Here is a 25,947-nt window from a genome sequence, read left to right on the forward strand (position 1 = left end):
GTAAGTAATTCTCCATTTATTAGAAAATCAAATAATTAAGAATGAAACATGACCAATGTTTAATAGGAAACCTGAAAATTTTCCAAAATCCAATTAATGAATAAAAAATACAAATTTCACATATGTCATCTAACGAGTGTTCATCCGAGAAATGATTCCAGAATATTTCATAAGATGTGCAAAAGTTTGGCATCCAATGATATCAGGGTGTCATTGGTAGTTGCTGATGGTAAAGGTAATGAGACGATAGACAATGTGGAAATTATAGATATAGGTGCGCCTGATGGCAGATTAAAAAGAATTACGAAAACCACATCCAAAGTTTTTAATAAAGCTAAGGAGCTTAATGCAGATGTATTTCATCTTCATGATCCCGAACTCCTTTTAGTAGCAAACAAACTTAAAAAACTAAATAAGAAGGTAATCTTTGATTCTCACGAAGATACGGTAAACACAATTTTAGTCTCACCTTATTTAAAATCCCCTTTTTCAAATATAATTTCTCTATTATATGAGAATTTCGAACGCTATATCTGTAAAAAAATAGATGGAGTGGTTGGAGCAACACCCCATATTGAAAGTTATTTTAAAAAATTTGCCAAACAAACTGAAAATATCAATAACTATCCCATCTTATCAGATAAGAAACAGGAGAGGATTTCCTGGGATGAAAAAAAGAATGAAGTTTGTTATGTGGGGTCCATTGATGGTACGAGAGGAATTAAAGATTTGATGAATTCATTGGAGCTTGCAAAATCAAAGGTCAAACTAAATCTGGCAGGCATGTACTCTTCTCCTGCTCTGGAAAAAGAGATAAAGGAACATAAAGACTATCACCTTGTTAATGATTTTGGATATGTAAATTCTGAAGAAGTAGATAGTATTTATAACCGTTCGTTAGTAGGTGTGGTTACTTTGCATCCCATTCCAACATTTTTAGTGAGTCTGCCAATAAAAATGTTTGAATACATGGTTGCGGGAATTCCGTTTATTGCCTCAGACTTTCCTTACTGGAGAAGTTTATTGAAAGGGAGTGATTGTTGTATTTTCGTAAACCCTCAAAAACCTCAGGAAATAGCCGATGCTATCGATTACTTCATTCTTAACAAAGAAAGAGCCAAACAAATGGGCGAACTGGGACAAAAGCTAGTTTATGAAAATTTTTCATGGGAAAGCCAGTCTGAAAAATTATTAACGTTTTATCAAAAAGTTTTATCAAACTAATATGTGCGGAATAACAGGAGCAATAGAGTTTAAAAGATCACAATACCTCAATTTTGAAGAAGGAAGTGATTTACATAATTACATACGAAGAAGAGGACCGGATTACTATGGTGTTGAAAAAATAGAATATGAAGGATGGTCAGTAACTTTAGCTCACTCCAGGTTAGCAATTATTGATCTTTCAGAAGCATCTAACCAACCTATGATTTCTCATGATGATAGGTATACTATTACCTTTAATGGTGAGATATATAACTATCAGGAAATCCGTGAAGAATTGATATCAAATGGTTTTAAATTCAGAACAACAGGAGATACTGAAGTTCTTTTAAGAGCATGGGAATGCTGGGGTGAAGGCTGTTTGGATAAATTAAACGGAATGTTCGTTTTTGGCTTATTTGATAAAATTAAAGGAGAGTTCTATCTGGTAAGAGACAGATTCGGTGTTAAACCATTAATATATACTTTTTTTGATGGCCAGCTACTGTTCTCCTCTTCTATAGCCTCTGTAGCAAAACAAATAAATCAGGAGATAGATCTGGAGTACTGTTCCAGTGGAATAAGATTTGGTTTTTTTGAAGGATATGAAGACAGAACTCCTTTTAAAAATGTAAAATATCTTATGCCAGGATCATTGATGAAATGTACGCTGGATGGAGAGCTGAAAATAGAAACAAAGTCGTGGTATTCCCTGGAAGAGCAGGTGGCAAAGAAAAGAAAAGAACTTGAGTCTTTAAGCTCAGATGAACTAATTTCCCAGGGGAAAGCTTTGTTGGAAAGTTCAACCAAGATACGTTTGAGAAGTGATGTTCCTCTGGCAATTTCTTTAAGTGGTGGGGTAGACTCATCATCTATAGCAGCAATTACAGCGAAAGAAGTAAATCATTTAATGGCTTTCAGCTATGGAGCTCCGGATCACCCAAAATCGGAGGGTCCTACCATCAATAAATTTGCGAAAGATAAAAATATAAATGTTGAGTATATTCACCATTCTTATACCGCACAAGAAATGGGGAATATCTATGATCAAACCATGGAGGCACAGGAATCTCCGTTTCTTGGATTAAGTATTATTGCACAACATGAAGTCTATAAACAGGTAAAAGAAAGAAATATTAAAGTTTTACTGGGAGGTCAGGGTGGCGATGAAATTTTCGCAGGATACAGAAAATTTTTTGTAGTAGCTCTGAAAAAGGCAATAGAAAAAAAAGAAATCCTTCCGGGGTTGCAATATTTTCATTCCCTAGCACTTATGCTGATATTCGAAACCAAGCAAATAAAAACATATTGGAATGAGAAAAACAGGTATCTGAAAACAACAGGAAAAGATACTTCATTCTTAGATTGCCTACCCAATATTTCCTTAAATCTTTTTGAAAACACATCTTTATCAAACAGGCAGATTTCAGATATTCAGAAATACAGTATTCCCTCACTGTTAAGATATGAAGATAGAAATTCAATGTATTTTTCTATTGAAAGCAGACTCCCTTTTATGGACTATAGATTGGTAGAGTTTGCTCTGGCATTGCCGGACCTGCTTAAGATTAAATACGGATATGGAAAATGGATACTACGTGAAATGATGAAAAAAGACGTACCAGGCTATATTCTTAAAAACCGTTTAAAAAGAGGCTTTGACGTTACCCAAAATTGGGTAAATGATGGTGTGGGAGAAAGAATACAATCAAATATTTTAGAAAATAAAAATAAAGTAAAAGATTTTGTCTCTGACATCAGTAGACTTGAAGATTCCCTTACAATCAAGAATCTTAATAACAGTAATATCTTGAATGAAGCAATAATGCTTGATTTCTTGATAGATCCTATTAAAAAACCAACACTTCAGTGATGAAAATGAATAAAAACACCTGGCTGATTTCCAAATACGCCTCACCTCCTCAATATGCAAAAGTTCCTTCACGTTTGTTTTATTTGGCAAGAGAATTTACAAGGCAAGGAAATAATACCTTCATGATAACCTCAGATTCAAATCATTTTACCAATTGTCCTGAAACGGATAAAATTTATAATGATGAAGAACAGGATGGAGTTGCTATAAGATGGATTAAAACGAAAAAATATATCAAAACAGCATCAATAGACAGAATATTGTCCTGGTTTGATTTTGAAAGAAAGCTTTTCTCCATGAAACTTTCCAACATGACAAAACCTGATGTGGTTATTGTTTCGTCTCTTTCGATTTTTACCATTATTTATGGCTATTATCTCAAAAAGAAGTTTGGGAGTTTTCTGGTTTTTGAAATCCGGGATATATGGCCTTTAACTATGACAGAAGAAGCAGGTTTTTCCAAATGGCATCCACTTGTCTTACTGATAGGGTTTATAGAAAAATTTGGATATAAAAAAGCGGATATGGTCGCAGGAACTATGCCAAGATTAGATCTACATGTAGAACAATTACTGGGATATAAAAGACCTTTTCATTGTTCACCATTAGGATTTGATCCAGAAAACTATTCTGAAGACTTTTTAAAAGAAACAAATCCGTTTTCAGGGGTAGTACCATCAGGAAAGGTTATTATTGGCTACGCCGGAAGTATGGGAGTTACCAATGCATTGGAACCTTTTATTGAAACAATACAAATGATGAAGGAAAACAGTAATATCCATTTTTTACTTGTCGGAAGTGGTGATCTCAGAGAGTCTTACGAAGAACAACTAAAAAATTGTTCCAATGTGACATTTTTACAAAGAATCCGGCAAAGTGAAGTTAAATATTTTCTTGATGCTTGCGATATTCTATACTTGTCTACTAAAGATTCAAAAGTGTGGGACTACGGACAATCTATGAATAAAGTGGTGGAATATATGCTGGCTGCGAAGCCTATTATTGCTTCGTATACAGGATATCCTTCTATGATTAATGAAGCTGATTGCGGTAGATTTATCAACAGTACATCTGCAGAAGATATTAAAAACGCAATTCTATTTTATGCCAATATGAGTTCCGAGGAAAGAATGGCCATAGGCAATAAAGGGAGACAATGGATTTTTGAAAACAGAACGTATCCGGTACTGGGGAAAAAATACATGGATGCTATTTTATTTCATTCCGTAAAGCAAAAGAAGTAGCTTTGCACTGGCTGAAATAAAAAATAGGCTTTATTTTGAAAATTACTGTTAATAATAATTTCATTGATAAACTATTCCTGTTATCTGTTATGGTAGGAAATACTGTTGCCATTTCTTTTGCAAAACCATTAGAAATGAATCCCAGGGACTTTTCTATACCGTATCGGATTTTTATTATTGTCTTTTCTTTATTCATCATCTATAGAGAAAGAAAAAATATTAGTTTTAAAAATATTTCACTGGTAAGCCTTATTGGATTTTGGATTTTTTACATCATCAAACTTACTTATTCGTTTAATAATTATTCGTTTAATCAGGATGTAATAGTATCAGAAAATGAGGATATCTTTAGAGTCTTATTTATGAATCTGCTTCCTAGTGCAGCATTATTATGTATTAATTACAATAAAGTAGATTTCAAAAGTATTACAAAATATTGTCTCTTTATTTTATGTGGTCTTCTTATTGTCAATTATATATATGGTTATATCAACTTAGATCACATTTTTAGTACATATTACATTATGTATGGTCACATAGGGGCCTCATTGTTTATTATTTCTTTATTTCTGCTTTTATTTTGTAAAAAAGATTACAAATTATATTTTTTATTTTTCTGTCTTTTTTTAGGGCTTTTTAATGTAATACAATCTATGGCGAGGAGTCCTTTACTTGCTATTGCTATAAGTTCTTTTTATATGATTCTTTTAAAAGGAAATAGAAAATATCTGTTATATGCCATTACATTACTTTTGTTATTAATAGGACTTATTTTTCTCCATGAACAATATGGTGACGGATTAATAACAAGTTTCAACAGAATGTATAAATGGCTTGCTCAAGGAGATACATCGAGCCGGGGACCATTATATAGAGGAGCTCTTGAAATTTTTTATTCAAATCCTGTCTTAGGAGGCAGAATTTTATTTGAAGATGGAGTTCACCCCCATAACATCTTTTTAGAACTTTTAATGGCTACCGGTATTCTAGGGTTAATTATTTATTTTCTAAAGTTTTTACCAGTATTTCAAAATGCCTCTATTTTCTTGAATATAAATAAAAGTAATATATACTATAAAGCTATTTTTGCTTTATTTTTGCAATATTTTACACTCGTACAGACATCTTGTAATCTTTTTAATATACCGGAATTTTTGTACTTTAGTTCAATAATTATTGGTATTAGTTATAGCGCAAAAAACAAAAGAATTGAGTAGAAGCTCACCAAGTATTATGACGAACAGATCTAACTTTTAAGAATGTATAAAAATTATTTAAAGAGGATTTTTGACTTTGTATTTTCTCTGATGGGAATTACCTTATTGCTTCCGATTTTCCTTGTTGTTATGATAGGATTATTCCTGGCTAATGATGGAAAACCCTTTTTCTTCCAGTTAAGACCTGGGAAAAATGGGAAAATATTTAAAATTATAAAGTTTAAAACAATGAATGATAAAAAGGATTCCAATGGAACTCTTTTATCAGATGCGGAAAGACTAACAGCTATAGGCTCATTCGTTCGTAAAACATCCCTGGATGAAATTCCACAGTTGATCAATGTTTTGAAAGGAGATATGTCTCTTATTGGTCCCCGACCTCTTCTGGTACAATATCTGCCGCTTTATAACGAGCACCAGGCTCGAAGACATGAAGTGAGACCCGGAATTACAGGTTGGGCGCAGGTTAATGGAAGAAATGCAATATCATGGAATCAGAAATTTGACTATGACGTATGGTATGTAGAAAACATCTCTTTTATTTTAGATTTCAAAATCTTTTTTCTTACCGCGAAGAAAGTATTTATCAGAGAAGGAGTGTCCGCTGATGGACACGTTACCATAGAACCATTTCAAGGAAATTAATTAATAGCTATGTATTTATTTGGCGCGAGTGGACACGGTAAAGTAATAGCAGATATTGCTGCTGCTAATGACATAAAAATTAAGGCATTCATAGATCAGGATGTTACTAAAAATGAATGCTACGGATTTCCAGTCTTGAATAATTTACCAGACGATAAGGAAAAACTTATTATTTCAATTGGAAATAATCTTATCCGTAAAAAGATTGCAGAACAGATTAAGAGTGAGATGGGTACTTTAATACATCCAAAATCAATAATTTCTGCTTCTGTGAATATAGAAGAGGGAACAGTAATCATGGGAGGAGTCGTAATCAATGCTGATACTGCCATTGGAAAACACTGTATCATCAATACCAATGCATCTGTAGATCATGATTGTGTGGTTGAAGACTTTGTTCATATTTCACCCAATTCAGCACTTGCCGGAGGAGTAGAAGTAGGAGAAGGTTCTCAGATTGGAATAGGAGCTTCGGTAATCCAGGGAATTAAAATAGGAAAATGGTGTGTAATAGGTGCCGGAGCGGTCATCATTAACGATGTTCCTGATTATTCAGTGGTTGTAGGAAATCCAGGTAGAATTATCAAGAAAAATATTATATAAAAGTTACGAATCAAAAATATGAATACTAAAATCTGGCTGTCCTCGCCACATATGGGAGGGAATGAACAAAAATATATCAACGAAGCGTTTGAAGAAAATTGGGTAGCTCCGTTAGGTCCTAATGTTAACGGATTTGAAAATGATCTGGAGAAGTTTTTAGGTGGAAACGCAAAAGTAGCTGCTCTTTCTGCGGGTACTGCAGCATTACACCTTGCTCTTATCGAGTGTGGAGTTGTACATGGTGACGAGGTAATCTGCCAATCCATGACTTTCTCTGCTTCAGCCAATCCCATCGCGTATTGTGGAGCAACACCTGTTTTTGTGGATAGTGAACCGGTTACATGGAATATGTGCCCGAAAGCACTAAGAGAAGCCATCGAAGACAGAATTCAGAAAGGAACAAAGCCTAAAGCAATCATTGTAGTACACCTGTATGGTATGCCGGCAAAAATGGACGAAATAACAGCCATTGCTCAGGAGTTCCAGATACCTGTGATTGAAGATGCTGCTGAAGCCCTTGGCTCAACTTACAAAGGGCAGGCTTGCGGAACATTCGGCCGTTTTGGAATCTTAAGTTTTAATGGAAATAAAATCATTACCACTTCAGGAGGAGGAGCTTTGGTTTGTCATACTCAGGAGGATAAAGATAAAGCGGTTTTCCTTTCTACACAAGCCAGAGACAATGCACCTCACTATCAGCATTCGCACATTGGTTTCAACTATAGAATGAGCAATATTGTGGCAGGAATAGGAAGAGGACAGATGGAAGTGCTTAAGGACAGAGTGGCTGCCCGCAGAGCAATGCACAATTTCTATGTTGACCTTTTCAGCAATATTGAAGGGGTAACTGTATTTTCAGAGTCGAATGATGATTTTTATTCCAACCACTGGTTATCCGCAGTGATCGTTGATCCGGAAATTACAGGAAAGGACAGAGAAGGTCTGAGACATGCATTTTTAGAAGACAATATAGAATCAAGACCACTTTGGAAACCAATGCATTTACAGCCGGTCTTTGAAACTTCTCCTTACTATGGTGGGAATGTTTCAGAAAAACTTTTTGATAACGGATTATGTCTCCCTTCAGGTTCTAATCTGTCTGATGATGACAGAGAAAGAATAGCAAAGGTTGTTCATTCTTACTTTGGACTTTAATATTATTTAAATTTAATGAATCAGTATAAATATTGGAAAAAAGTTTTTGATTTTGCCTTAGCGGCAATATTGATCCTTTTTCTTATGCCTGTACTGATTATTTTATTTGTGATTGCAAGTTTGGATACATCTTCTAATGGGATTTTTTTCAGACCCGAATAGGGCAATATGGAAAACCATTTACCATTTTTAAGATTAAAACAATTCATGAACATAAGAGAACATGTTCAAAAGTTGGGCAGGCTCTCAGAAAATTTAAGCTCGATGAATTTCCGCAATTGTTTAATATTGTAAAAGGTGATATGAGTTTTGTAGGTCCCAGACCTGATATTGAAGGATATTATGATAAACTTGTCGGAGAAGACAGGAAAGTTTTGGAACTCAAACCTGGGCTTACCTGTGAAGCAAGTATTAAATACAGAGATGAAGAATATCTTCTGAAAAATCAGGAAGATCCTTTAGCTTATAATGATGAAGTAGTATTTCCAAACAAAGTAAAAATGAATCTGGAGTATTTTGAAAGTATGTCTTTCAAAAACGATATAAAGATCTTGTTTAAAACATTAATAACCACATTGAAATAGAGTTTTTAACTATTATGAAAATTAAAGAAACCCCGCTTAAAGACTGCTACATCATAGAGCCTACCATATTTGAAGATGAAAGAGGCTACTTCTTTGAAAAGTTCAACGAAAAAAAATTTGAGGAACTTACCGGAATGAACGGGCACTTTGTGCAGGATAATATTTCTAAATCTTCCTATGGAGTATTGAGAGGACTGCATCTTCAGAAAGGAGAACATGCCCAGGCAAAATTGGTATCCTGCCTTGAAGGAAGCGTTTGGGATGTGGCTGTAGACCTTAGAGAGGATTCTCCTACATTCGGAAAATGGTTCGGAATAGAGCTTACTGCTGAAAATAAATTACAACTTTATGTACCGAGAGGTTTCGGACACGGTTTTTCTGTATTGAGTACCCATGCTGTATTTTCTTACAAATGTGATAATTTTTATAACAAAGAGTCAGAAGGAAGTGTGAAATTCAATGATCCTGATCTTGATATCGATTGGAAAGTAGATGAAAAAGATGCCATACTTTCAGATAAAGACCAGAATGCCCCTGGATTTAAAGAAAAAAACTTTTAAAGTATATCCCTGAAAACCACTTTTATAAAGTGGTTTTTATTTTTTAATCCTAACTCTCCAATATTTTGTATCTTTGCAGACTCAAAATCAAAACGATGCGTACAAAATCTGTAGGGAAGAAGAAAATCAATGTAGTCACTCTTGGATGCTCCAAGAATGTATATGATTCTGAAGTATTAATGAGCCAGCTGAAGGCCAATGGCAAAGAAGTGGTTCACGAAGACCGTGGGGACATTGTGGTCATCAATACCTGCGGATTTATTGATAATGCGAAAGAAGAGTCTATCAATACCATCCTTGATTATGTTGATGCTAAAAACAGAGGTGAGGTCGAGAAAGTATTCGTTACAGGATGTTTATCTGAAAGATATAAACCGGATTTGATAAAAGAAATTCCGGATGTAGACCAATATTTCGGAACAAGAGATCTTCCGATACTTTTAAAGCATCTTGGAGCAGATTATAAACACGAACTGGTAGGAGAAAGATTAACAACAACTCCAAAACATTACGCATACCTTAAAATTTCCGAAGGCTGTGACAGACCTTGTTCTTTCTGTGCAATCCCATTGATGAGAGGAGGGCATATTTCGACACCCATCGAAAAACTGGTTTCAGAAGCTCAGAAACTGGCCAAAAAGGGACAAAAGAGTTAATTCTTATTGCTCAGGATCTTACTTACTATGGTCTTGATCTTTATAAAAAGAGAGCATTGGGCGATCTTTTAAAAGAATTGGTAAAAGTAGAAGGAATAGAATGGATTCGTCTTCACTATGCTTTCCCGAGCGGTTTCCCTGAAGATGTTCTTGATATTATCCGCGAAGAACCTAAAGTATGTAACTATATCGATATTCCTCTTCAGCATATCAATTCAGACTTACTGAAATCTATGAAGAGAGGAACTACCCATGAGAAAACAGATGCCCTTTTAGGAAAATTCAGAGAGAAAGTTCCTGATATGGCGATCAGAACAACGCTTATCGTTGGATATCCTGGAGAAACAGAAGAGATATTTCAGGAGCTTAAAGACTGGGTAAGAGAGCAGAAGTTTGACAGATTAGGATGCTTTACCTATTCTCACGAAGAAAACACTACTGCCCATGTTTTGGAAGATAATATTCCACAGGAAGTAAAAGAAGCAAGAGTAGAAGAGATAATGGAGCTGCAGTCTCAGATTTCATGGGAAAAGAATCAGGAAAAAATAGGTAAAGTATTCAGATGTATTTTTGACCGTAAAGAAGGAAATTATTTCATCGGAAGAACAGAGTATGATTCTCCGGATGTTGATAATACTGTTTTGGTTTCAGCAGAAGATACTTATATTTCTATTGGTGAATTTGCAGATGTTAAAATTACCTCCGCTGAAGAATTTGACTTATACGGAGAATTGGTTTAGCTAAACGCTTATTAATCAGTTAAAAATAGCATTTTTCAAGCTGACTCATTAACGAAAATTAACATAGAATTTTCTCGGTAGTAGGTTTTTATTTAATTGATAATCAATTTGTTAATATTTTGTGTAATTAAGATTTTTTAATTTTCCATTATAATGTATTTAAAATCGAAAATTATGTCTTAAATTTGCGCAAGAAGCAATATTTTTAAATCATGTGATTTCAGCAAGTTAATCATTGAAATAAACCCTAAAATTAATTGAAATAGTTATTTGAATATTTTATTTTAATTCAGTGTTCACAAGTTGAGATGTATCTTCTTTTTTGGAAATATTGATGAAAAAAATGTAATTAAAAATCTTTAAAAACTTATGAAAAAATTTTTATTAACAGCAATTATGCTTGTTGGCCTTTCGGCCGTTTCTAAGGCTCAACAGGGGCGAGTGGGGATTAACACAACCACACCTGCCGCAACATTAGACGTAGTAGCAAATACTACAGACAATGCTAGACCTGATGCCTTACTAGTCCCTCGTATGACAGCAGCAGAATTATCCGCTAAGGATGATACTAGTGGAACATATGCTGCGCCTCAAAACGGAGCTATTGTTTACATTACTTCCGGAACAGGTACAGGTGCAAGAAAAGTTAAAATTACTGGCCCTGGATTCTATTATTTTGATAATTCAGTTCCTGAATGGAAGCCTATGGTTGGTGCTGTTACAGCTACTGGATATACTAACGTTTCACAATCGACTTCTATTAACAAGAATGAATCAATGTTGGTAACTACGAATGTAACTATTGCAGCTCCTCCAGTAGCAACTTCAGTTGCCGGAGATAAATTCAGAATTGTTGATGCTACAGGTGGTGCTGGATTTAGTGTTACTGGTGTTCACTCTAGTACAACTACTTCGCCGGCAGTATCAGGTTCGGCATTAGAGTATACTTTCATCAGTGGTGCATGGTATTGCACAAGTTTATAATTTAAAATAATAGTGAAATGAACACAAATAAAAAAATTTCTGCTCTTGTATTGTTAGCTGTGGGTATCTTTTCTAATGCACAGATCAAAACAAATAATACAATTAATGCAACCATAGGTGGAGAGTCAGTTTACTTAGATGCTTCAAGTTTCCCTTCATCCAACAACTTAGGAAAAGGTTTATCTGTTCCTAGAACAAACTTAACTACTTTTACATTTGTTACACAGGTAACCAATGCATTAAAGTTTCCTACAGCATATGATGGTATGATCGTATATAACTCTGTTGCGGGTACTACTCCTGCTACAGGTTCTGGTATTGGTAATCAACCTGTCAGTGTAGGTTTTTACTATTTCAGTAATCCTACTCCAACACCAGCATTCTCTTCTGCTTCCGGGCAATGGTTGCCATTAGGTGGTAGTGGTAAAGAAAATATCCTTACTACTGAAACTGTTACAAACAGACAAGTAAATAATGCACAGATTTATGGTATAAAAGGAACTTTTGCTGCAAACGGTACAACTACTGCAGTAACAATTCCTGCTCCTTCCGGAATTACTGCTATGTACGGAATTACTATTTATAAAGCAGGAACTAACACAGTATACTCCAGAGAATTGTATTCATATGATACATCTACCGGAGCTGCTGTTACAGGATCTCCAAGTATGTCTGTAGTGTATCCTAGTGGAACATATGATTATGTACTAGAATACTTAAAATAAAGAAATTTATTAATTACATAACAAAAAACCAATGAGAAATCATTGGTTTTTTACTTTTAAGAGATGAGAGGTTCTTTTATTTTTGATGATGATAAATGATATGGAGATAATTTTTTAAAATTTCCGGCTATTATTTTTTAAGTAAGATCAAGCTTTGAAATTTTAACACTATCTATAGATGTTAAAATCTAATTCAGAAATTTGACAGGATAGGGCTTACCATCTTCTGATAGTCATTTTCTTCAAATCCTGGATTTAAGAATTTTAAATTTAAAATTATTTTATTGGATTAAAATCTTAACAATAGGTATTTTTTAATAAATTGATTTTCAGAGTGTTTTGTATTTTCAAATTTTAAATTATGTGTAAATTAGTTAATTATGTTAACTTTTCAGGTATTTTTTTAACACTTTTTAACATGGTAATCTAAATGCCCTATCCATAAGGGGTTACAGTGATTTTTAACATTTTGTTGTATTTTTATTAACTATTTTTAACATATTGAATAGGGTTTTATAAAGATTCCTGATACATTTGCTCCGTCAAAACCAATAAAAGTTCAAAATGATGAAAAGATTCATTCTCGTAATCATAATGATGATTTCAACCCTAGGTGTTTACTCTTTTACAAGTAATGCCTTAGATGCGAAAAAAACAAGTTATGCATCGTACTACCACGATAAATTTAACGGTAGAAAAACTGCCAGCGGAGAAATCTTTGATAACTCAAAATTCACTGCGGCAAACAGAACGCTTCCATTTGGAACAAACGTTAAGGTAACCAACCTTAAAAATGGTAAAGAGGTAATAGTGAGAATTAATGACAGAGGGCCTTACCATTCATCAAGATCTTTAGACATGTCTAAAGCTGCGTTCGATGAGATCGGAGATATCAACCATGGTACTATTCCGGTCGAATATGAAATTGTCGATTAATTTTATGATTTAAATTAAAAAAAAGCCAGCTGATTCAGCTGGCTTTTTGTATGGATAAATATAGCATTGATTATACATCTAATTCCAATAGAGCAGGACAATGGTCAGAATGTACAGCTTCCTTTAAAATAACAGCCCTTGTAAGCTTATCTTTTAAACTGTAGGAAGTGAAGTTATAATCTAACCTCCAGCCTTTATTTCTTTCCCTTGAATTTTGTCGGTAGCTCCACCATGTATAATTATCCGGTTCATTATTAAAGAATCTGAAACTGTCAATCAGTTCACACTCATTGATAAAACTGGTCATCCACTCTCTTTCCATGGGAAGAAATCCTGAAACATTTTTTAAACCGACAGGGTTGTGAATATCGATAGCTTCATGGCAAATATTAAAATCACCGGATATAACAAGGTTAGGAATTTCTTTTTTTAAATTCTTGATATACTCAAGGAAGTCATGGCAGAACTGCATTTTAAAATCCAGTCTTTCAATATTAGATGCAGAAGGAACGTATACGGATATTGCAGAAAATCCGTCAAAATCGGCACGGATGATTCTTCCTTCATTATCATAGCTTTCTATACCACAACCATACTCTACATGATTAGGCTTTATTTTTGAAGCAATTCCGACTCCACTGTAACCTTTTCTTACTGCAGAATGCCAATAACTGTGATATCCTAATTTTTCAAGACTTTCGATATCTATCTGATCGTTTCCTGCTTTACTCTCCTGAATACAGATGATATCCGGATCTGCAATTTTCAGCCAGCCCAGAAAATCTTTTGTGAAAGCAGCTCTGATTCCGTTGACATTGTAAGTGATTAATCTCATAAACAAAATAAATTTTTTCAAATGTAGGGAAATAAAAAAGCCGGTCTTTAATTTCAAAGCCGACTTTTTATATTGTTAGTAAGGTCTTTATTTTTTGAAAACAGTTTTACCGTCTTTTGTCAATTCTATTTCCTCACCTTTACCTCTTAGCTCATAATGATCATTCTTGTACCATATTCCTGATGCAGGCTTTTGCCCCTGTAGTTCAATTGTTTCATTGTTGAAAACCACCGTAGCTGTATTTTTGGTATTATTGAAAGTCATATCCAACGTTTTTCCATTGCTGTCTTTCGAAGTACTTTTTACAATTTCATCCTGAGTTCCTGAAACAGCTGCTGAATCAGATGGCTTGGATGCAACACTATCTACAGAAGCGGGAGTGGAATCTGTTATTGTCTTTTCTTTATTACATGAGGTTAAAAATAATGCTGAGAATGCTGCTGCAATAAAAATGTGTTTTTTCATAAGATTATATTTATTTAAGGTTGTCTTCTAGTATGCAAAATGAATGCCTTAAAAAAAGAGGCGGAAAAAATCATTCGATTTTTTCCGCCTTTAACCCAAAATTAAATAAACTATGAAAAAAACTACTTGGGTTCTAATACGCTGATAGGGATAATACACTCTTCAAGTGAAATTCCTCCATGCTGGTAAGTTTCTTTATAGTAATTAACAAAATGATTGTAATTTTTAGGATACGCCAGGAATATATTGTTTTTAGCAAAAATATATTTCGAGCTTAGGTTTCCTTTTGGAAGGAAAAGCTTTTCCGGGTTGGTAATGGCCCATACATCACTGTCATCATACGTTAAGCTTTTACCTGTTTTATATCTGATATTCGTAGAAGTTTCTCTGTCTCCTACCACTTTACTTGGCTTTTTAACATATACAGTACCGTGATCTGTTGTGATCACCAGCTTATATCCGTTTTCTGCAGCTGCCTTAATGATCTTCAATAAAGAAGAGTTTTCAAACCAGTTGAAGGTAAGGGAACGGAAAGTCTTATCATCACGAATCAGCTGGTCTACAATATGATTATCTGTTTTCGCGTGTGACAGGATATCAATAAAGTTATAGACAATGACCAGAAGATCATTATTTTTATGCTGATTGAAATCATCATAAATCTTTCTTTCAAAATCAGCGTTCAGTACTTTAAGGTATTTCATAGATTTTGAACCGAGACCAATTCTCTTCATCTGATCTTCCAGAAAGTCACGTTCAAATTCATTTTTGTTTCCCTCTTCATTATCATTGAACCATTTATCAGGGAAGCGTTTCTCAATCTCAGACGGCATTAATCCTGCAAAGAAAGAGTTTCTCGCATACTGTGTTGCCGTAGGAAGAATACTGTAGTAATAATCTTCTGAAACTTTATTGTAGTATTTTGTAAATAAAGGTTCAATCACTTTCCACTGATCGTAACGAAGATTATCCACCATCAGTAAAAGAACCTTTTCTTTTTCCACTTCCGGTTTTACTTTTTCCTTGAAAAGTGTGTGACTCATCATCGGTTTATCTGAATCTGTAAGCCAGTTTTCATAATTTTTCTCAATAAACTTGGCAAACTGAATGTTAGCTTCCTCTTTCTGAGACTGCAGCAGATCCGCGAATTCATTGTCTGCTACTTTATCAAATTTGATTTCCCAGCTAAGGATCTTTTTATAATATTCAGCCCATTCCTGATACGTTCTCAGGTAAGAAAGTTCCATGGAAAGATTTCTGAATTCCTGCTGGTATTGTAGAATCGTTTTTTGTTCAACAAGATTATCCTGCTGAAGGTTTTTCTTTAGGGAAAGTAATATCTGATTAGGGTTTACAGGCTTTAATATATAATCGGCAATCTGGGAACCGATAGCCTCTTCCATAATGTGTTCCTCTTCGCTTTTGGTTACCATGACGATTTTTAAGGCGTTATCTTTTTCCTTGATCATTGGAATTGCCTCCAGACCGGAAATACCGGGCATATTTTCATCAATTAGCGTTAAAGCAAATTTCTCTGAATCCATAAGCTCCAAAGCCTCATTTACATTGTTAACAGGAGTTACCTGATAACCTTTCTTTTCTAAAAATACGATATGAGGTTTAAGTAAATCTATTTCATCATCTATCCATAATATCTTTTCTGACATAATTTATTTTTTACATGGTTATTGTATCAAAATGTTGACCAAATCCTTTTAAAATCTCACAAATTCGAAAGATTAAAAGTTAAATATAAGTTAAATGAAAATAGCGTAGAATAATTCACATTTTCACTTCACTTAATCAGTCGTTTTTATATATTCCAAAGCCTTTTCCAATACTTCGTCTTTTCCGTTTTTTATCCCTTCTACACTTGGTTTTATGAAGATGTCAGGAATAATTCCGATTCTTTGGGTTTCTCTGCCATCCGGGTAATAAGCACCCAAACCTGTAAACCGTGTATCAAGGTTGGCAATTTTAAACATAATCACATCTCCGTTGGCTCCCGAAGTATTACTTCCGATAATTTTCGCTTTCGGATGCTGTTTGAACATCATGGTTGTAGTTTCTGCCTGGCTTTGCGTATTCTCATCTACTAAAACGATTACATTTCCTTTATAGTATTCAGGATTCTTTCTGCCGGTGACATTTTTTCTGCTGTAAAATTTCCCGGGATAGGTGGTGTCAGGAAAAGTAAATTGATAATAGATTGAGGGGCTGGGAAGAAGAAGGTAACTTAAGGGAATGATCGTTTGTTTTGGATAATTCCTGAGATCAAAGATAATGGATTTTGCGGATTTTAAACTACTGTACATTTCGTCAATATCTTCCTTTTCTATAATTCCCATATTCACATACCCGATTTTCTTTTCATCATCCATAAATTTCCATTTTTTTGAGACAGGTATTTTTTCGTGAATAATATCCTTAATGAGATACGTTCGGGTTTTTATTTCTATGTTTTGTCCATTCCTTTCAATCTTTATGGAAATAGAATCATTCTTGCTGAAGAGAAGTTTATCTTTTATTTTACTAACCTTTCCCCATGAGTTGGAAGCGGGTGTGTATTTGGCTAAACTGTTGATCACTTGCGGGATGGTTTTTCCTTCAATATCATAAATGACATCTCCCGGATGCAGAGTACTTTTATGTCTGGATCGTGTGTCGTTAACTTTTGTAATCACTAGTTTTCCTTCAGCATAAGTATATTCTACCGGAACTTTTCTTTGACCATACAAACTAAGTTGAATTTCTTTTGACGAAATATAAGCGTGTGAGTCATCCGTTTTAGCCACCAGTTCTGCTAATGCCAGGTGAAAATTCTCGTCATTATCAATCATTAGGAATTTGGGAATCATTTCTGTAAGGACATCATTCCAGTTCTGATCAGTTTCATATTTATAAGGAAAGAAATATTCTACATAATTCCAATATCTGAATAGCTCCAGTAAACCATTTCTTTTGGAAGTAAATTGAGAACCATAGGATTTTTCATTCCTGAAATATATTTTTCTTCCTCCTTTTCCAAAATAATGATTGTCTCCAAGATTTCTGTTTTTTTCAATGTAACGAAGTTTTTGAGATACATCATCGGAGAAAATTTGCGAATTGTCAATCCAGCGTAGGTCAAAGTTTTTGAGAAAATAAACTTTCTGATCTTGTACTGCACATTCATTACATTGTGGAATTTCTCCGAGACTTTCAATCCATTGAGAATAAAGAATATTGAGAGATTCCTTATCATTAATATTTTCAAGCTCATTGATTTTTTGAAAAAGCTGCTTGTCCCAGTTCAGATTTCCTTTTGCAACGTTAGGATGGTAATATTTTAAGAATCCCCAAACCCTGCAAAGAGATTCCAGCTTTTGGGTCTCGGTGATTATTTGTGCGGAAAAGTTTAAACTTAAAAATAAAAATAGGAAAAGCGAGAAGCGTCTCATTAAAGGTTGTCGTGTTTTCTCTCAAAGATAATCCTTTAATATAACAGGCGCAAAAGGTTTTCAAAAAATCTTGAATTGATAAAAAATAGATGCCAAGGAATTTCTAAAGTTGATATGATGATGTTTTTGATGAAAAATATTCGGTAGGTCATCGTCTTATTCCAATATCTTAATAGTAATTTAATAAGAGGCTAAATTTTAAAATGCCTAACTTTGTTTACTAATACTGAAGTTTCAATGCAGAATAAGCTAAAATCATCAACGATCCTGTTCACGGGTTTATCAAAATTCCACACGAAATTTTATTTGATATCATTGAGCATCCTTATTTTCAGAGATTAAGAAGAATCGGGCAGACCGGACTTTTGAATCTGATATTCCCGGGTGCTACCCATACAAGGTTTCACCATGCTCTTGGAGCAATGCATTTGATGTTTACAGCGTTAGAAACATTGAAGCAGAAAGGAGTGAAAATTTCTGAGGAAGAAGAAAAAGGAGCGATGCTGGCCATTTTGATGCATGATATCGGTCATGGTCCGTTTTCACACGCATTGGAAAGTATGCTGATGGATGACTGGCATCATGAGAATCTTTCTTTGCTGCTCATGAATAAGCTTAATGAGAAATTCCAGGGCCAACTATCCATGGCTATTGAAATGTTTCAGGGGAAGTATCACAGAAAGTTTTTTAACCAGCTGATCTCTTCCCAACTGGATGTTGACCGTTTGGACTACCTAAAAAGGGACAGTTTTTTTACAGGAGTTTCAGAAGGAAATATTAATACCCAGAGAATCATCTCTATGATGAATGTCTGTGAAGAAGGCGAACTGGTGATTGATGCAAAAGGGATTTATTCCATTGAAAATTTCCTGACAGCCAGGATGTTCATGTACTGGCAGGTGTACTATCATAAAACTTCAGCTTTGGCAGAGTTTCTTTTAGTTAAAATCCTTGAAAGAGCAAAGTATCTGATTTCACAGGGAGCAGAACTTCCTGCAACAGATAATTTGAAATATTTCTTATACCGTGAAAAAAGTGCTGCAACGGATGAAGATGTAGAAAGATTTACTCAGCTTGATGATAATGACGTAATTCAGGCCATGAAAGAATGGCAGAATTCAGAAGATTTTGTATTGTCATACTGGTGTAAATGTGTAATTCAGAGAAATTTGCCTAAAACAATTATTTCATCACATCCTTTTGGCCAGGAAATAATTGAGGAAAAAATAAAAAAGAGTAATGAACTTTTCGGAATCAATAATGGTAATGAATTGGTTCATGAAATTAAAAGAAAATTATTGCCATATCATGCAGAGAAACAACCTATTTATTTACTACATAAAAATGGGAGAAGAACAAGGCTGCATGAGTCGGAAGATCAGCTTTTATCGGGATTAATTGTGAATAAGACGACCCGCTATATCCTTATGTTTCCAAGAGATATATCCAAACTGGACTCTTAAAGAATATTAAAATTTACGATCTGAAACTAAAACATGTTTGCAAATTATAGAATTTCTTATCTTTGCAGAATATGGAATTTACAGCTTCGCAAATTGCAAGTTTTATTGACGGAAAAATAATAGGTGACGAGAATGCACTTATTACAGGAGTTTCACCAATTGAAAATGGGGAATCAGGACATCTTTCTTTTATAGCACAAGATCGATTTTCTCATTTTTTGGATAGCTCAAAATGCTCTGTTATCATCGTTTCGGAAAAACTTCTGGAGAAAAATCATTATAACCCTACCTTAATCGTTGTAAAAGATGCCTATCTTTCTTTTCAGATTCTGATGAATTTATATCAGGAAATGCAGGGAAGAAAAGAAGGTATTGAAAACGGTTCGTCTATTCATGATACTGCTGTCATAGGAGATAAAGCGTATATCGGAGCATTTACCTATGTTTCCGAGAAAGCTAAGATCGGGGAAGGATCACAAATCTATCCACATGTATATATAGGAAAAGGTGTAAAAATTGGTAAAAACTGTAAAATAGACAGTGGTGCCAGAATTTATGACTACTGTATTATTGGAGATAACTGCGTGATTCATTCCAATACGGTAATCGGAGGTGACGGTTTTGGTTTCCAGCCAACAGCTGACGGCTTCAAAAAAATACCACAGCTTGGAAATGTGATTATTGAAGACGATGTAGAAATTGGTTCAAACTGTAGTATCGACAGAGCTACAATAGGCTCTACAATAATAGGAAAAGGAACTAAGATTGATAACCTGATTCAGATTGCCCACAACGTGAAAATTGGTCAGAACAACGTAATTGCTGCACAGGCAGGAATTGCAGGTTCCACTACTATCGGAGACTGGAATCAGATTGGTGGCCAGGTAGGTGTCGTAGGACATATCAAAATAGGAAACCAGGTGAAGATTCAGGCTCAGAGTGGAGTGAATTCCAGTGTTAATGACAGAGAAACTTTGTACGGTTCACCAGCAATCAGTTACAATGACTATTTAAGGAGTTATGTTCATTTCAGGAACTTGCCTGGAATAGTAAATAGAATAAATAATCTTGAGAATAACTCAAAAGATAATACTAATGAGTGATATGCAAAAAACACTTCAGCAAGAGGTAACTCTTTCTGGAATTGGCCTTCATACTGGTAAAGAAGTAAAACTTACCATTAAACCTGCTAAAGAAAATACAGGTTTTGTATTTGTAAGAACAGACTTGGAGGGACATCCTCAGGTAGAAGCTGATGTAAATTATGTTGTAGCAACTGAAAGAGGAACTACATTAGAAAAGTTAGGGGTAAAAATTACCACTTGCGAACATCTTTTAGCAGCCCTTGTTGGTTGTGATATTGATAACGCAATTTTAGAAATGGACGCTTCAGAACCTCCTATTTTGGATGGGTCTTCAAAATATTTTGTGGAAGCCATCGAAAGTGTAGGAGTCGCAGAACAAACGGTTGCAAGAGAATATCTTGTGGTAAAAGAAGTTCTTACGTACAGTGACCCGGCTACAGGTTCGGAAATCACCATCATTCCATCAGATACTTACGAAGTAACTACTATGGTAGATTTTGGGACTAAAGTATTAGGTACTCAGAATGCTACTCTTAAAAATATTTCAGAATTTAAAGACGAAATCTCATCAGCAAGAACATTCAGCTTCCTGCATGAATTGGAAATGCTTTTAGATCATGGTTTGATCAAAGGTGGAGATATTTCCAATGCTATTGTATATGTAGATAAAGATCTTACTCCTGATACCACAGAAAAATTAAAGAAAGCCTTTGGAAAAGATAATGTATCGATCAGACCAAACGGTATTCTGGACAATCTTAATTTAAACTATCCTAACGAAGCAGCGAGACACAAATTACTGGATGTAATCGGTGACCTTGCTTTGGCAGGTGTAAAAATAAAAGGTAAAGTTATTGCTAACAAACCGGGACACTTTGTGAATACCCAGTTTGCGAAAAAACTAAACCGCCAGTGGAAATTGCAGAAAAAGAAAAACGTTCCGGATTTTGACCTGACAAAAGAACCGGTATTCGATATCAACGGAATTATGAAGCTTATGCCTCACAGACCTCCGTTCTTATTAATTGATAAAGTTCTTGAACTTTCAGACTCTCATGTAGTAGGGTTGAAAAATGTAACAATGAACGAACCTTTCTTCGTTGGACACTTCCCTAAAGAGCCTGTAATGCCTGGAGTTCTTCAGGTAGAAGCATTGGCACAGACAGGAGGAATTCTTGTATTAGCCAGCGTTCCGGATCCTGAAAACTATTCTACATATTTCATTAAAATTGATAAGGTGAAATTCAAAAGAAAAGTAATTCCGGGAGATACGCTTATATTCAAAATTGAATTGATAGAGCCTATCAGAAGAGGAATTGTTCATATGCAGGGGTATGGATATGTAGGAGACACTGTAGCAGTAGAAGCAGAGCTTATGGCTCAAGTTGCAAAAAATAAAGTTGATTAAATGATTCATCAATTAGCAGCCGTAGATAAACGTGCGAAAATCAGCAAAAATGTAATCGTAGAACCTTTCACTACAATTGCAGGGGACGTAGAAATCGGAGAAGGAACATGGATTGGTCCCAATGTAACCATCATGGATGGAGCAAGAATAGGGAAGAACTGTAGGATTTTCCCTGGGACTGTAATCTCTGCAATTCCCCAGGATCTGAAATTTGATGGTGAAGATACCCAGGTAATTATCGGTGACGAAACGACAATCAGAGAGTGTGTTACTGTAAACAGAGGGACAAAGGCTTTAGGATATACTAAAATAGGTGCTCACTGTCTTATTATGGCTACTTCACACATTGCACATGATTGTGTTATCGGAGATCACGTTATCATCGTAAACGGTTGTGGTATTGCAGGGCACGTCGAGATTGGTGATTATACAGTAATGGGAGGTTTATCAGCGGTTCACCAATTCGGTAAAATCGGAAAACATGTAATGATTTCCGGAGGTACTTTGGTAAGAAAAGATATTCCACCTTACGTAAAAGTAGCAAGAGAACCTATGTCTTATGCTGGTATTAATTCTGTTGGTTTAAGAAGAAGAGGATTTACGAATGAAAAGATCTTTGAAATTCAGAAGATCTACAGAGCAATCTTCCAAATGAAGATGAACGTTTCCCAGGCTATTTCCCATATTGAAAAAGAAATGCTTCCAACGGCTGAAAGAGATGAAATCTTACAATTTATTCAAAATTCACCAAGAGGTATCGTAAAAGGATACGGAACCGGTAAAGAGAGTAATTAAGAGAAATGCTAAAAAGCAAATTTGCAAATCTGCCTGTTTGCTTGCCAGCCAATACAATTTAAGTAAAAAAGATAATATATATTAATGGCAACAAGTAACGATATCAGAAAAGGGCTATGCATCGAATATAGCAATGATATTTATAAAGTAATTGAATTCCTTCACGTAAAACCGGGAAAAGGACCTGCTTTCGTAAGAACAAAATTAAAGTCAGTGACGAACGGTAAAGTAATTGATAATACTTTCTCTGCAGGACACAAAATTGATGAAGTAAAAGTAATCACCAGAAAATTCCAGTATCTGTATGATGATGAGAACGGATTTCATTTCATGAACAATGATGATTTCTCTCAGTTATACATCAACAAAGAAATGATTGAGAACTCTCAGTTTATGAAAGCGGGTGAAGAAGTGACTATCATTTTGAAAGAAGCTGATGAAACTCCACTTTCTGCTGAACTTCCACAATCAGTATACCTTGATGTTATCGAAGCTGATCCGGGTGTAAAAGGAAACACAGCAACCAATGCTCTTAAAAACGCAATCGTTGAAACAGGAGCAAGAGTAATGGTTCCTTTGTTCATTGAACCGGGAGACAGAATTAAAGTAAGCACTGAAGACGGAAGCTACTTAGAAAGAGTAAAAGAATAAATAAAATTTACATACATTCGGTTTGCATCAGCATTCCGAATTTTGTTTTATAAGAAAATCTATTGTTATGAGATTCCATTCTCCGCAAAAGCTTAAAACGATTGCAGATTTAATAGGCTCAGCATTTGTAGGGCCGGAAGATTTTGAAGTATTGGGAACTAACGAAATTCACATGGTAAAACCAGGTGACATTGTTTTTGTGAATCACCCTAAATATTATGACAAAGCATTAAACTCTGCAGCCACTATTATTTTAATTGATAAAGAAGTAGATTGCCCGGAAGGTAAAGCACTTTTGGTTTCTGATGATCCTTTCAGAGACTTTAATAAAATCAATACCCATTTTACCAGAATCTATAATTTCACGGAAGAACTTCACGATGTTGAAATAGGAGAGGGAACAAAAATCCATTCTTCGGCAGTAATCGGGAACAACGTGAAAATCGGGAAAAATACCTTAATCTTTCCTAATGTTGTCATTGGTGACCGTACGGAAATCGGAGATAACGTAATTATTCAGTCCAACACCGTTTTAGGAGGTGATGCGTTTTATTACAGAAAATTAAATGGAAACTTTGACCGTTTGATCTCTGTTGGAAATGTTGTTATTGAAAACAATGTGGAGATCGGAAACGGATGTACCATTGACAGAGGAGTTACAGACTCTACCATTATTGGAGAAGGTTCCGTTTTGGATAACCAGATTCAGATCGGACATGATACCGTTATCGGAAAAAAATGTCTGATCGCCTCTCAGGTAGGAATTGCCGGATGCTGTATCATCGGAGATGAGGTGACATTATGGGGACAGGTTGGAATTGCTTCCGGTAACAAAATTGAGTCGGGATCTGTACTTTTGGGAAAAACCGGCGTCAACAGAGATCTTGAAAAAGGAACCTATATCGGGATGTTTGCAGAAGATTTTAAAACTTATCTTAAAAAAGAAGTAAAACTGAGAAATCTCAAATAAACAATTCCAAAGGTTTTATCCAAAATCAAAGAAATTTGAGTAAATTTGTGAGCATTAATAAAATAATAAATAAATTAAAACAACAATAAAATGTCAATTTTAGTAAACAAAGATTCTAAAGTAATTGTACAAGGATTTACAGGGAACGAAGGAACTTTCCACGCTGGTCAGATGATTGAATACGGAACAAACGTAGTAGGTGGTGTTACTCCAGGAAAAGGAGGTAGCGAGCATTTAGGAAAGCCGGTATTTAACACTGTAGCTGATGCTGTTGAAAAAGCAGGAGCAAACGTAAGTATCATTTTCGTACCACCGGCATTCGCAGCAGACGCTATCATGGAAGCTGCTGAAGCAGGAATCAAAGTAATTGTATGTATTACTGAAGGTATTCCTGTAGCTGATATGGTAAAAGTAAAATCTTACATCGCTGACAGAGACTGCAGATTAATCGGACCAAACTGCCCTGGAATCATTACTTCTGAAGAAGCTAAAATTGGTATTATGCCAGGTTTCGTTTTCAAAAAAGGAAAAGTAGGTATCGTTTCAAAATCAGGAACTCTTACTTACGAAGCTGCTGACCAGGTAGTAAGAGCAGGTTACGGTATCTCTACTGCAATCGGTATCGGTGGTGATCCAATCATCGGAACAACTACAAGAGAAGCTTTAGAACTTTTCATCAACGATCCTGAAACTGAAGCTGTTGTAATGATCGGTGAAATCGGTGGAGGTCTTGAAGCTGAAGCTGCAAGATGGTACAAAGCTAGTGGATCTACTAAGCCAGTTGTAGGTTTCATCGCTGGACAGACTGCTCCAAAAGGAAGAACAATGGGACACGCAGGTGCTATCGTAGGTGGTGCTGAAGATACAGCTCAGGCTAAAATGGAAATCATGAGAGAAAACGGTATCAACGTTGTTGATTCTCCTGCTGATATTGGTGCTACTGTAGCTAAGATTCTAGGATAATATAAAACCCAACATATGAAAAAACTTTTATTAGCCTCAGCTTTAACTCTTTCGGCTTTTTCCTTTGCACAGGTGCAATGGAAAAATACAAGATTTGGAGTAACAGGAGGTTTAAACTACTCCAGAGTATCTAACGCCCACAACCCTTCAGGCCCAAGATATACTTTCCAAGCTGGAGCTTTGGCATTGATTCCCGTAGGAAAGGCAAACCAATTCTTTATTCAACCTGAAGTACTGTACTATGGTGCAGGAGAAACAGGAAAAGATAAAGATGCTAAAGGAGTAAGCGGTTATGACGCTGTATATGCTAATAACTACCTGAGTGTGCCTCTTTATTTCAAAGGATATTTTTCTGAAGCAGAATCAGAATTCTTTGGATTAATAGGCCCTAGATTTAATTTCTTGCTGAACCAGAACGTAAAAGATGCTCCTGTAAGCAGACCTTATTATGACCCGGATGTTACCGATCCTAACCAGCCGGCAGGCGTAAATGGTAAGGCGAAGAGCTTTAACTGGGGACTTGGACTGGGAGTAGGATATAGCTACAAAAGACAACTTGAAGTAGCATTAAAATACGACTTAGGTCTAAGTGATACCTATCCTGGTCTCGCTAAAGAAACTAAGGGTACTGATAAGAAAAAATCAGAACAGGTAATTGCTCTTACTTTAAGCTATATATTCAAATAGAATATTTCAGAATATAAAAAATCCCGGAAACTCAGTTTCCGGGATTTTTTTATTGATAGG

Annotated in this window: 24 protein-coding genes and 1 pseudogene; 21 read left to right on the plus strand and 4 right to left on the minus strand. The window is 35.1% G+C overall.

Going from position 1 to position 25,947, the window contains the following annotated elements; genetic code table 11:
- Nucleotides 1-96 precede the first annotated feature (96 nt).
- The 13 genes and pseudogenes from KBP46_RS20065 to KBP46_RS20125 all read left to right on the plus strand — a co-directional run bounded on the left by KBP46_RS20065 (nt 97) and on the right by KBP46_RS20125 (nt 13,125).
- Complete coding sequence (locus KBP46_RS20065; protein ID WP_065119620.1) at nt 97-1,224, plus strand: glycosyltransferase; 1,128 nt, start codon at nt 97-99, stop codon at nt 1,222-1,224.
- 1 nt (nt 1,225) lies between these two features.
- Complete coding sequence (asnB, locus tag KBP46_RS20070) at nt 1,226-3,076, plus strand: asparagine synthase (glutamine-hydrolyzing) (protein WP_123279291.1); 1,851 nt, start codon at nt 1,226-1,228, stop codon at nt 3,074-3,076.
- On the plus strand, nt 3,076-4,320 hold the full coding sequence (locus KBP46_RS20075; protein ID WP_216444004.1) for a glycosyltransferase family 4 protein: 1,245 nt from the start codon (nt 3,076-3,078) through the stop codon (nt 4,318-4,320). Before asnB ends, KBP46_RS20075 begins: the two co-directional genes overlap by 1 nt.
- Before the next feature lie 35 nt (nt 4,321-4,355).
- Nucleotides 4,356-5,537, plus strand: a complete 1,182-nt coding sequence (locus KBP46_RS20080) for an O-antigen ligase family protein (protein WP_216444005.1) — start codon at nt 4,356-4,358, stop codon at nt 5,535-5,537.
- Between the two features lie 42 nt (nt 5,538-5,579).
- Complete coding sequence (locus tag KBP46_RS20085) at nt 5,580-6,182, plus strand: sugar transferase (RefSeq protein ID WP_062674030.1); 603 nt, start codon at nt 5,580-5,582, stop codon at nt 6,180-6,182.
- Nucleotides 6,183-6,191: 9 nt separating this feature from the next.
- On the plus strand, nt 6,192-6,785 hold the full coding sequence (locus KBP46_RS20090; RefSeq protein ID WP_062674032.1) for an acetyltransferase: 594 nt from the start codon (nt 6,192-6,194) through the stop codon (nt 6,783-6,785).
- An 18-nt stretch (nt 6,786-6,803) separates the two neighbouring features.
- Nucleotides 6,804-7,940 carry an aminotransferase class I/II-fold pyridoxal phosphate-dependent enzyme gene (locus KBP46_RS20095; protein WP_123279295.1) on the plus strand — a complete coding sequence of 379 codons (1,137 nt, stop codon included), beginning with the start codon at nt 6,804-6,806 and terminating at the stop codon, nt 7,938-7,940.
- A 203-nt stretch (nt 7,941-8,143) separates the two neighbouring features.
- Nucleotides 8,144-8,524, plus strand: a complete 381-nt coding sequence (locus tag KBP46_RS20100; protein ID WP_367397903.1) for a sugar transferase — start codon at nt 8,144-8,146, stop codon at nt 8,522-8,524.
- Between the two features lie 14 nt (nt 8,525-8,538).
- Nucleotides 8,539-9,084: a dTDP-4-dehydrorhamnose 3,5-epimerase gene (rfbC, locus tag KBP46_RS20105; protein ID WP_034699135.1), complete on the plus strand. Its 546-nt coding sequence runs from the start codon at nt 8,539-8,541 to the stop codon at nt 9,082-9,084.
- A gap of 95 nt (nt 9,085-9,179) precedes the next feature.
- A pseudogene (gene rimO, locus KBP46_RS20110) lies at nt 9,180-10,480 on the plus strand (30S ribosomal protein S12 methylthiotransferase RimO).
- Between the two features lie 441 nt (nt 10,481-10,921).
- Complete coding sequence (locus tag KBP46_RS20115) at nt 10,922-11,464, plus strand: hypothetical protein (RefSeq protein WP_148045396.1); 543 nt, start codon at nt 10,922-10,924, stop codon at nt 11,462-11,464.
- A gap of 17 nt (nt 11,465-11,481) precedes the next feature.
- A complete protein-coding gene (locus KBP46_RS20120; RefSeq protein ID WP_062674042.1) occupies nt 11,482-12,189 on the plus strand; it encodes a hypothetical protein in 708 nt (235 codons plus the stop codon).
- A gap of 564 nt (nt 12,190-12,753) precedes the next feature.
- Entirely contained in the window at nt 12,754-13,125 is a 372-nt protein-coding gene (locus KBP46_RS20125; RefSeq protein WP_062674044.1) for a septal ring lytic transglycosylase RlpA family protein, read from the plus strand.
- A 70-nt stretch (nt 13,126-13,195) separates the two neighbouring features.
- On the opposite strand, the gene KBP46_RS20130 is transcribed toward KBP46_RS20125, so the two are convergent.
- The 4 genes from KBP46_RS20130 to KBP46_RS20145 all read right to left on the minus strand — a co-directional run bounded on the left by KBP46_RS20130 (nt 13,196) and on the right by KBP46_RS20145 (nt 17,865).
- Complete coding sequence (locus tag KBP46_RS20130; protein WP_062674046.1) at nt 13,196-13,960, minus strand: exodeoxyribonuclease III; 765 nt, start codon at nt 13,958-13,960, stop codon at nt 13,196-13,198.
- Nucleotides 13,961-14,047: 87 nt separating this feature from the next.
- Entirely contained in the window at nt 14,048-14,425 is a 378-nt protein-coding gene (locus KBP46_RS20135; RefSeq protein ID WP_216444006.1) for an MliC family protein, read from the minus strand.
- Nucleotides 14,426-14,547: 122 nt separating this feature from the next.
- Nucleotides 14,548-16,092: a bifunctional response regulator/alkaline phosphatase family protein gene (locus tag KBP46_RS20140; protein ID WP_062674050.1), complete on the minus strand. Its 1,545-nt coding sequence runs from the start codon at nt 16,090-16,092 to the stop codon at nt 14,548-14,550.
- Between the two features lie 132 nt (nt 16,093-16,224).
- Nucleotides 16,225-17,865: a S41 family peptidase gene (locus KBP46_RS20145; RefSeq protein ID WP_216444007.1), complete on the minus strand. Its 1,641-nt coding sequence runs from the start codon at nt 17,863-17,865 to the stop codon at nt 16,225-16,227.
- 365 nt (nt 17,866-18,230) lie between these two features.
- On the opposite strand from KBP46_RS20145, the gene KBP46_RS20150 reads away from it, so the two are divergent.
- The 8 genes from KBP46_RS20150 (at nt 18,231) to KBP46_RS20185 (ending at nt 25,887) form a co-directional block, all read left to right on the plus strand.
- Nucleotides 18,231-19,328, plus strand: a complete 1,098-nt coding sequence (locus KBP46_RS20150; protein ID WP_253297099.1) for an HD domain-containing protein — start codon at nt 18,231-18,233, stop codon at nt 19,326-19,328.
- 71 nt (nt 19,329-19,399) lie between these two features.
- Complete coding sequence (gene lpxD / locus KBP46_RS20155) at nt 19,400-20,431, plus strand: UDP-3-O-(3-hydroxymyristoyl)glucosamine N-acyltransferase (RefSeq protein ID WP_062674056.1); 1,032 nt, start codon at nt 19,400-19,402, stop codon at nt 20,429-20,431.
- The gene (locus KBP46_RS20160) at nt 20,424-21,821 is read left to right on the plus strand and encodes a bifunctional UDP-3-O-[3-hydroxymyristoyl] N-acetylglucosamine deacetylase/3-hydroxyacyl-ACP dehydratase (RefSeq protein WP_034699159.1); all 1,398 of its coding nucleotides are present in this window, start codon (nt 20,424-20,426) and stop codon (nt 21,819-21,821) included. Before lpxD ends, KBP46_RS20160 begins: the two co-directional genes overlap by 8 nt.
- A complete protein-coding gene (gene lpxA / locus KBP46_RS20165; RefSeq protein ID WP_062674059.1) occupies nt 21,822-22,616 on the plus strand; it encodes an acyl-ACP--UDP-N-acetylglucosamine O-acyltransferase in 795 nt (264 codons plus the stop codon).
- An 84-nt stretch (nt 22,617-22,700) separates the two neighbouring features.
- Entirely contained in the window at nt 22,701-23,267 is a 567-nt protein-coding gene (efp, locus tag KBP46_RS20170) for an elongation factor P (protein WP_002977139.1), read from the plus strand.
- Between the two features lie 67 nt (nt 23,268-23,334).
- Nucleotides 23,335-24,237: an LpxD N-terminal domain-containing protein gene (locus KBP46_RS20175; protein WP_062674061.1), complete on the plus strand. Its 903-nt coding sequence runs from the start codon at nt 23,335-23,337 to the stop codon at nt 24,235-24,237.
- Nucleotides 24,238-24,327: 90 nt separating this feature from the next.
- Nucleotides 24,328-25,200: a succinate--CoA ligase subunit alpha gene (sucD, locus tag KBP46_RS20180; protein WP_002977143.1), complete on the plus strand. Its 873-nt coding sequence runs from the start codon at nt 24,328-24,330 to the stop codon at nt 25,198-25,200.
- Between the two features lie 15 nt (nt 25,201-25,215).
- Nucleotides 25,216-25,887 (plus strand): porin family protein, encoded by a 672-nt coding sequence (locus tag KBP46_RS20185; RefSeq protein ID WP_216444008.1) that lies wholly within the window; start codon nt 25,216-25,218, stop codon nt 25,885-25,887.
- Nucleotides 25,888-25,947 lie beyond the last annotated feature (60 nt).

This window comes from Chryseobacterium sp. PCH239, assembly GCF_018924625.1.
Lineage (GTDB): Bacteria > Bacteroidota > Bacteroidia > Flavobacteriales > Weeksellaceae > Chryseobacterium > Chryseobacterium cucumeris.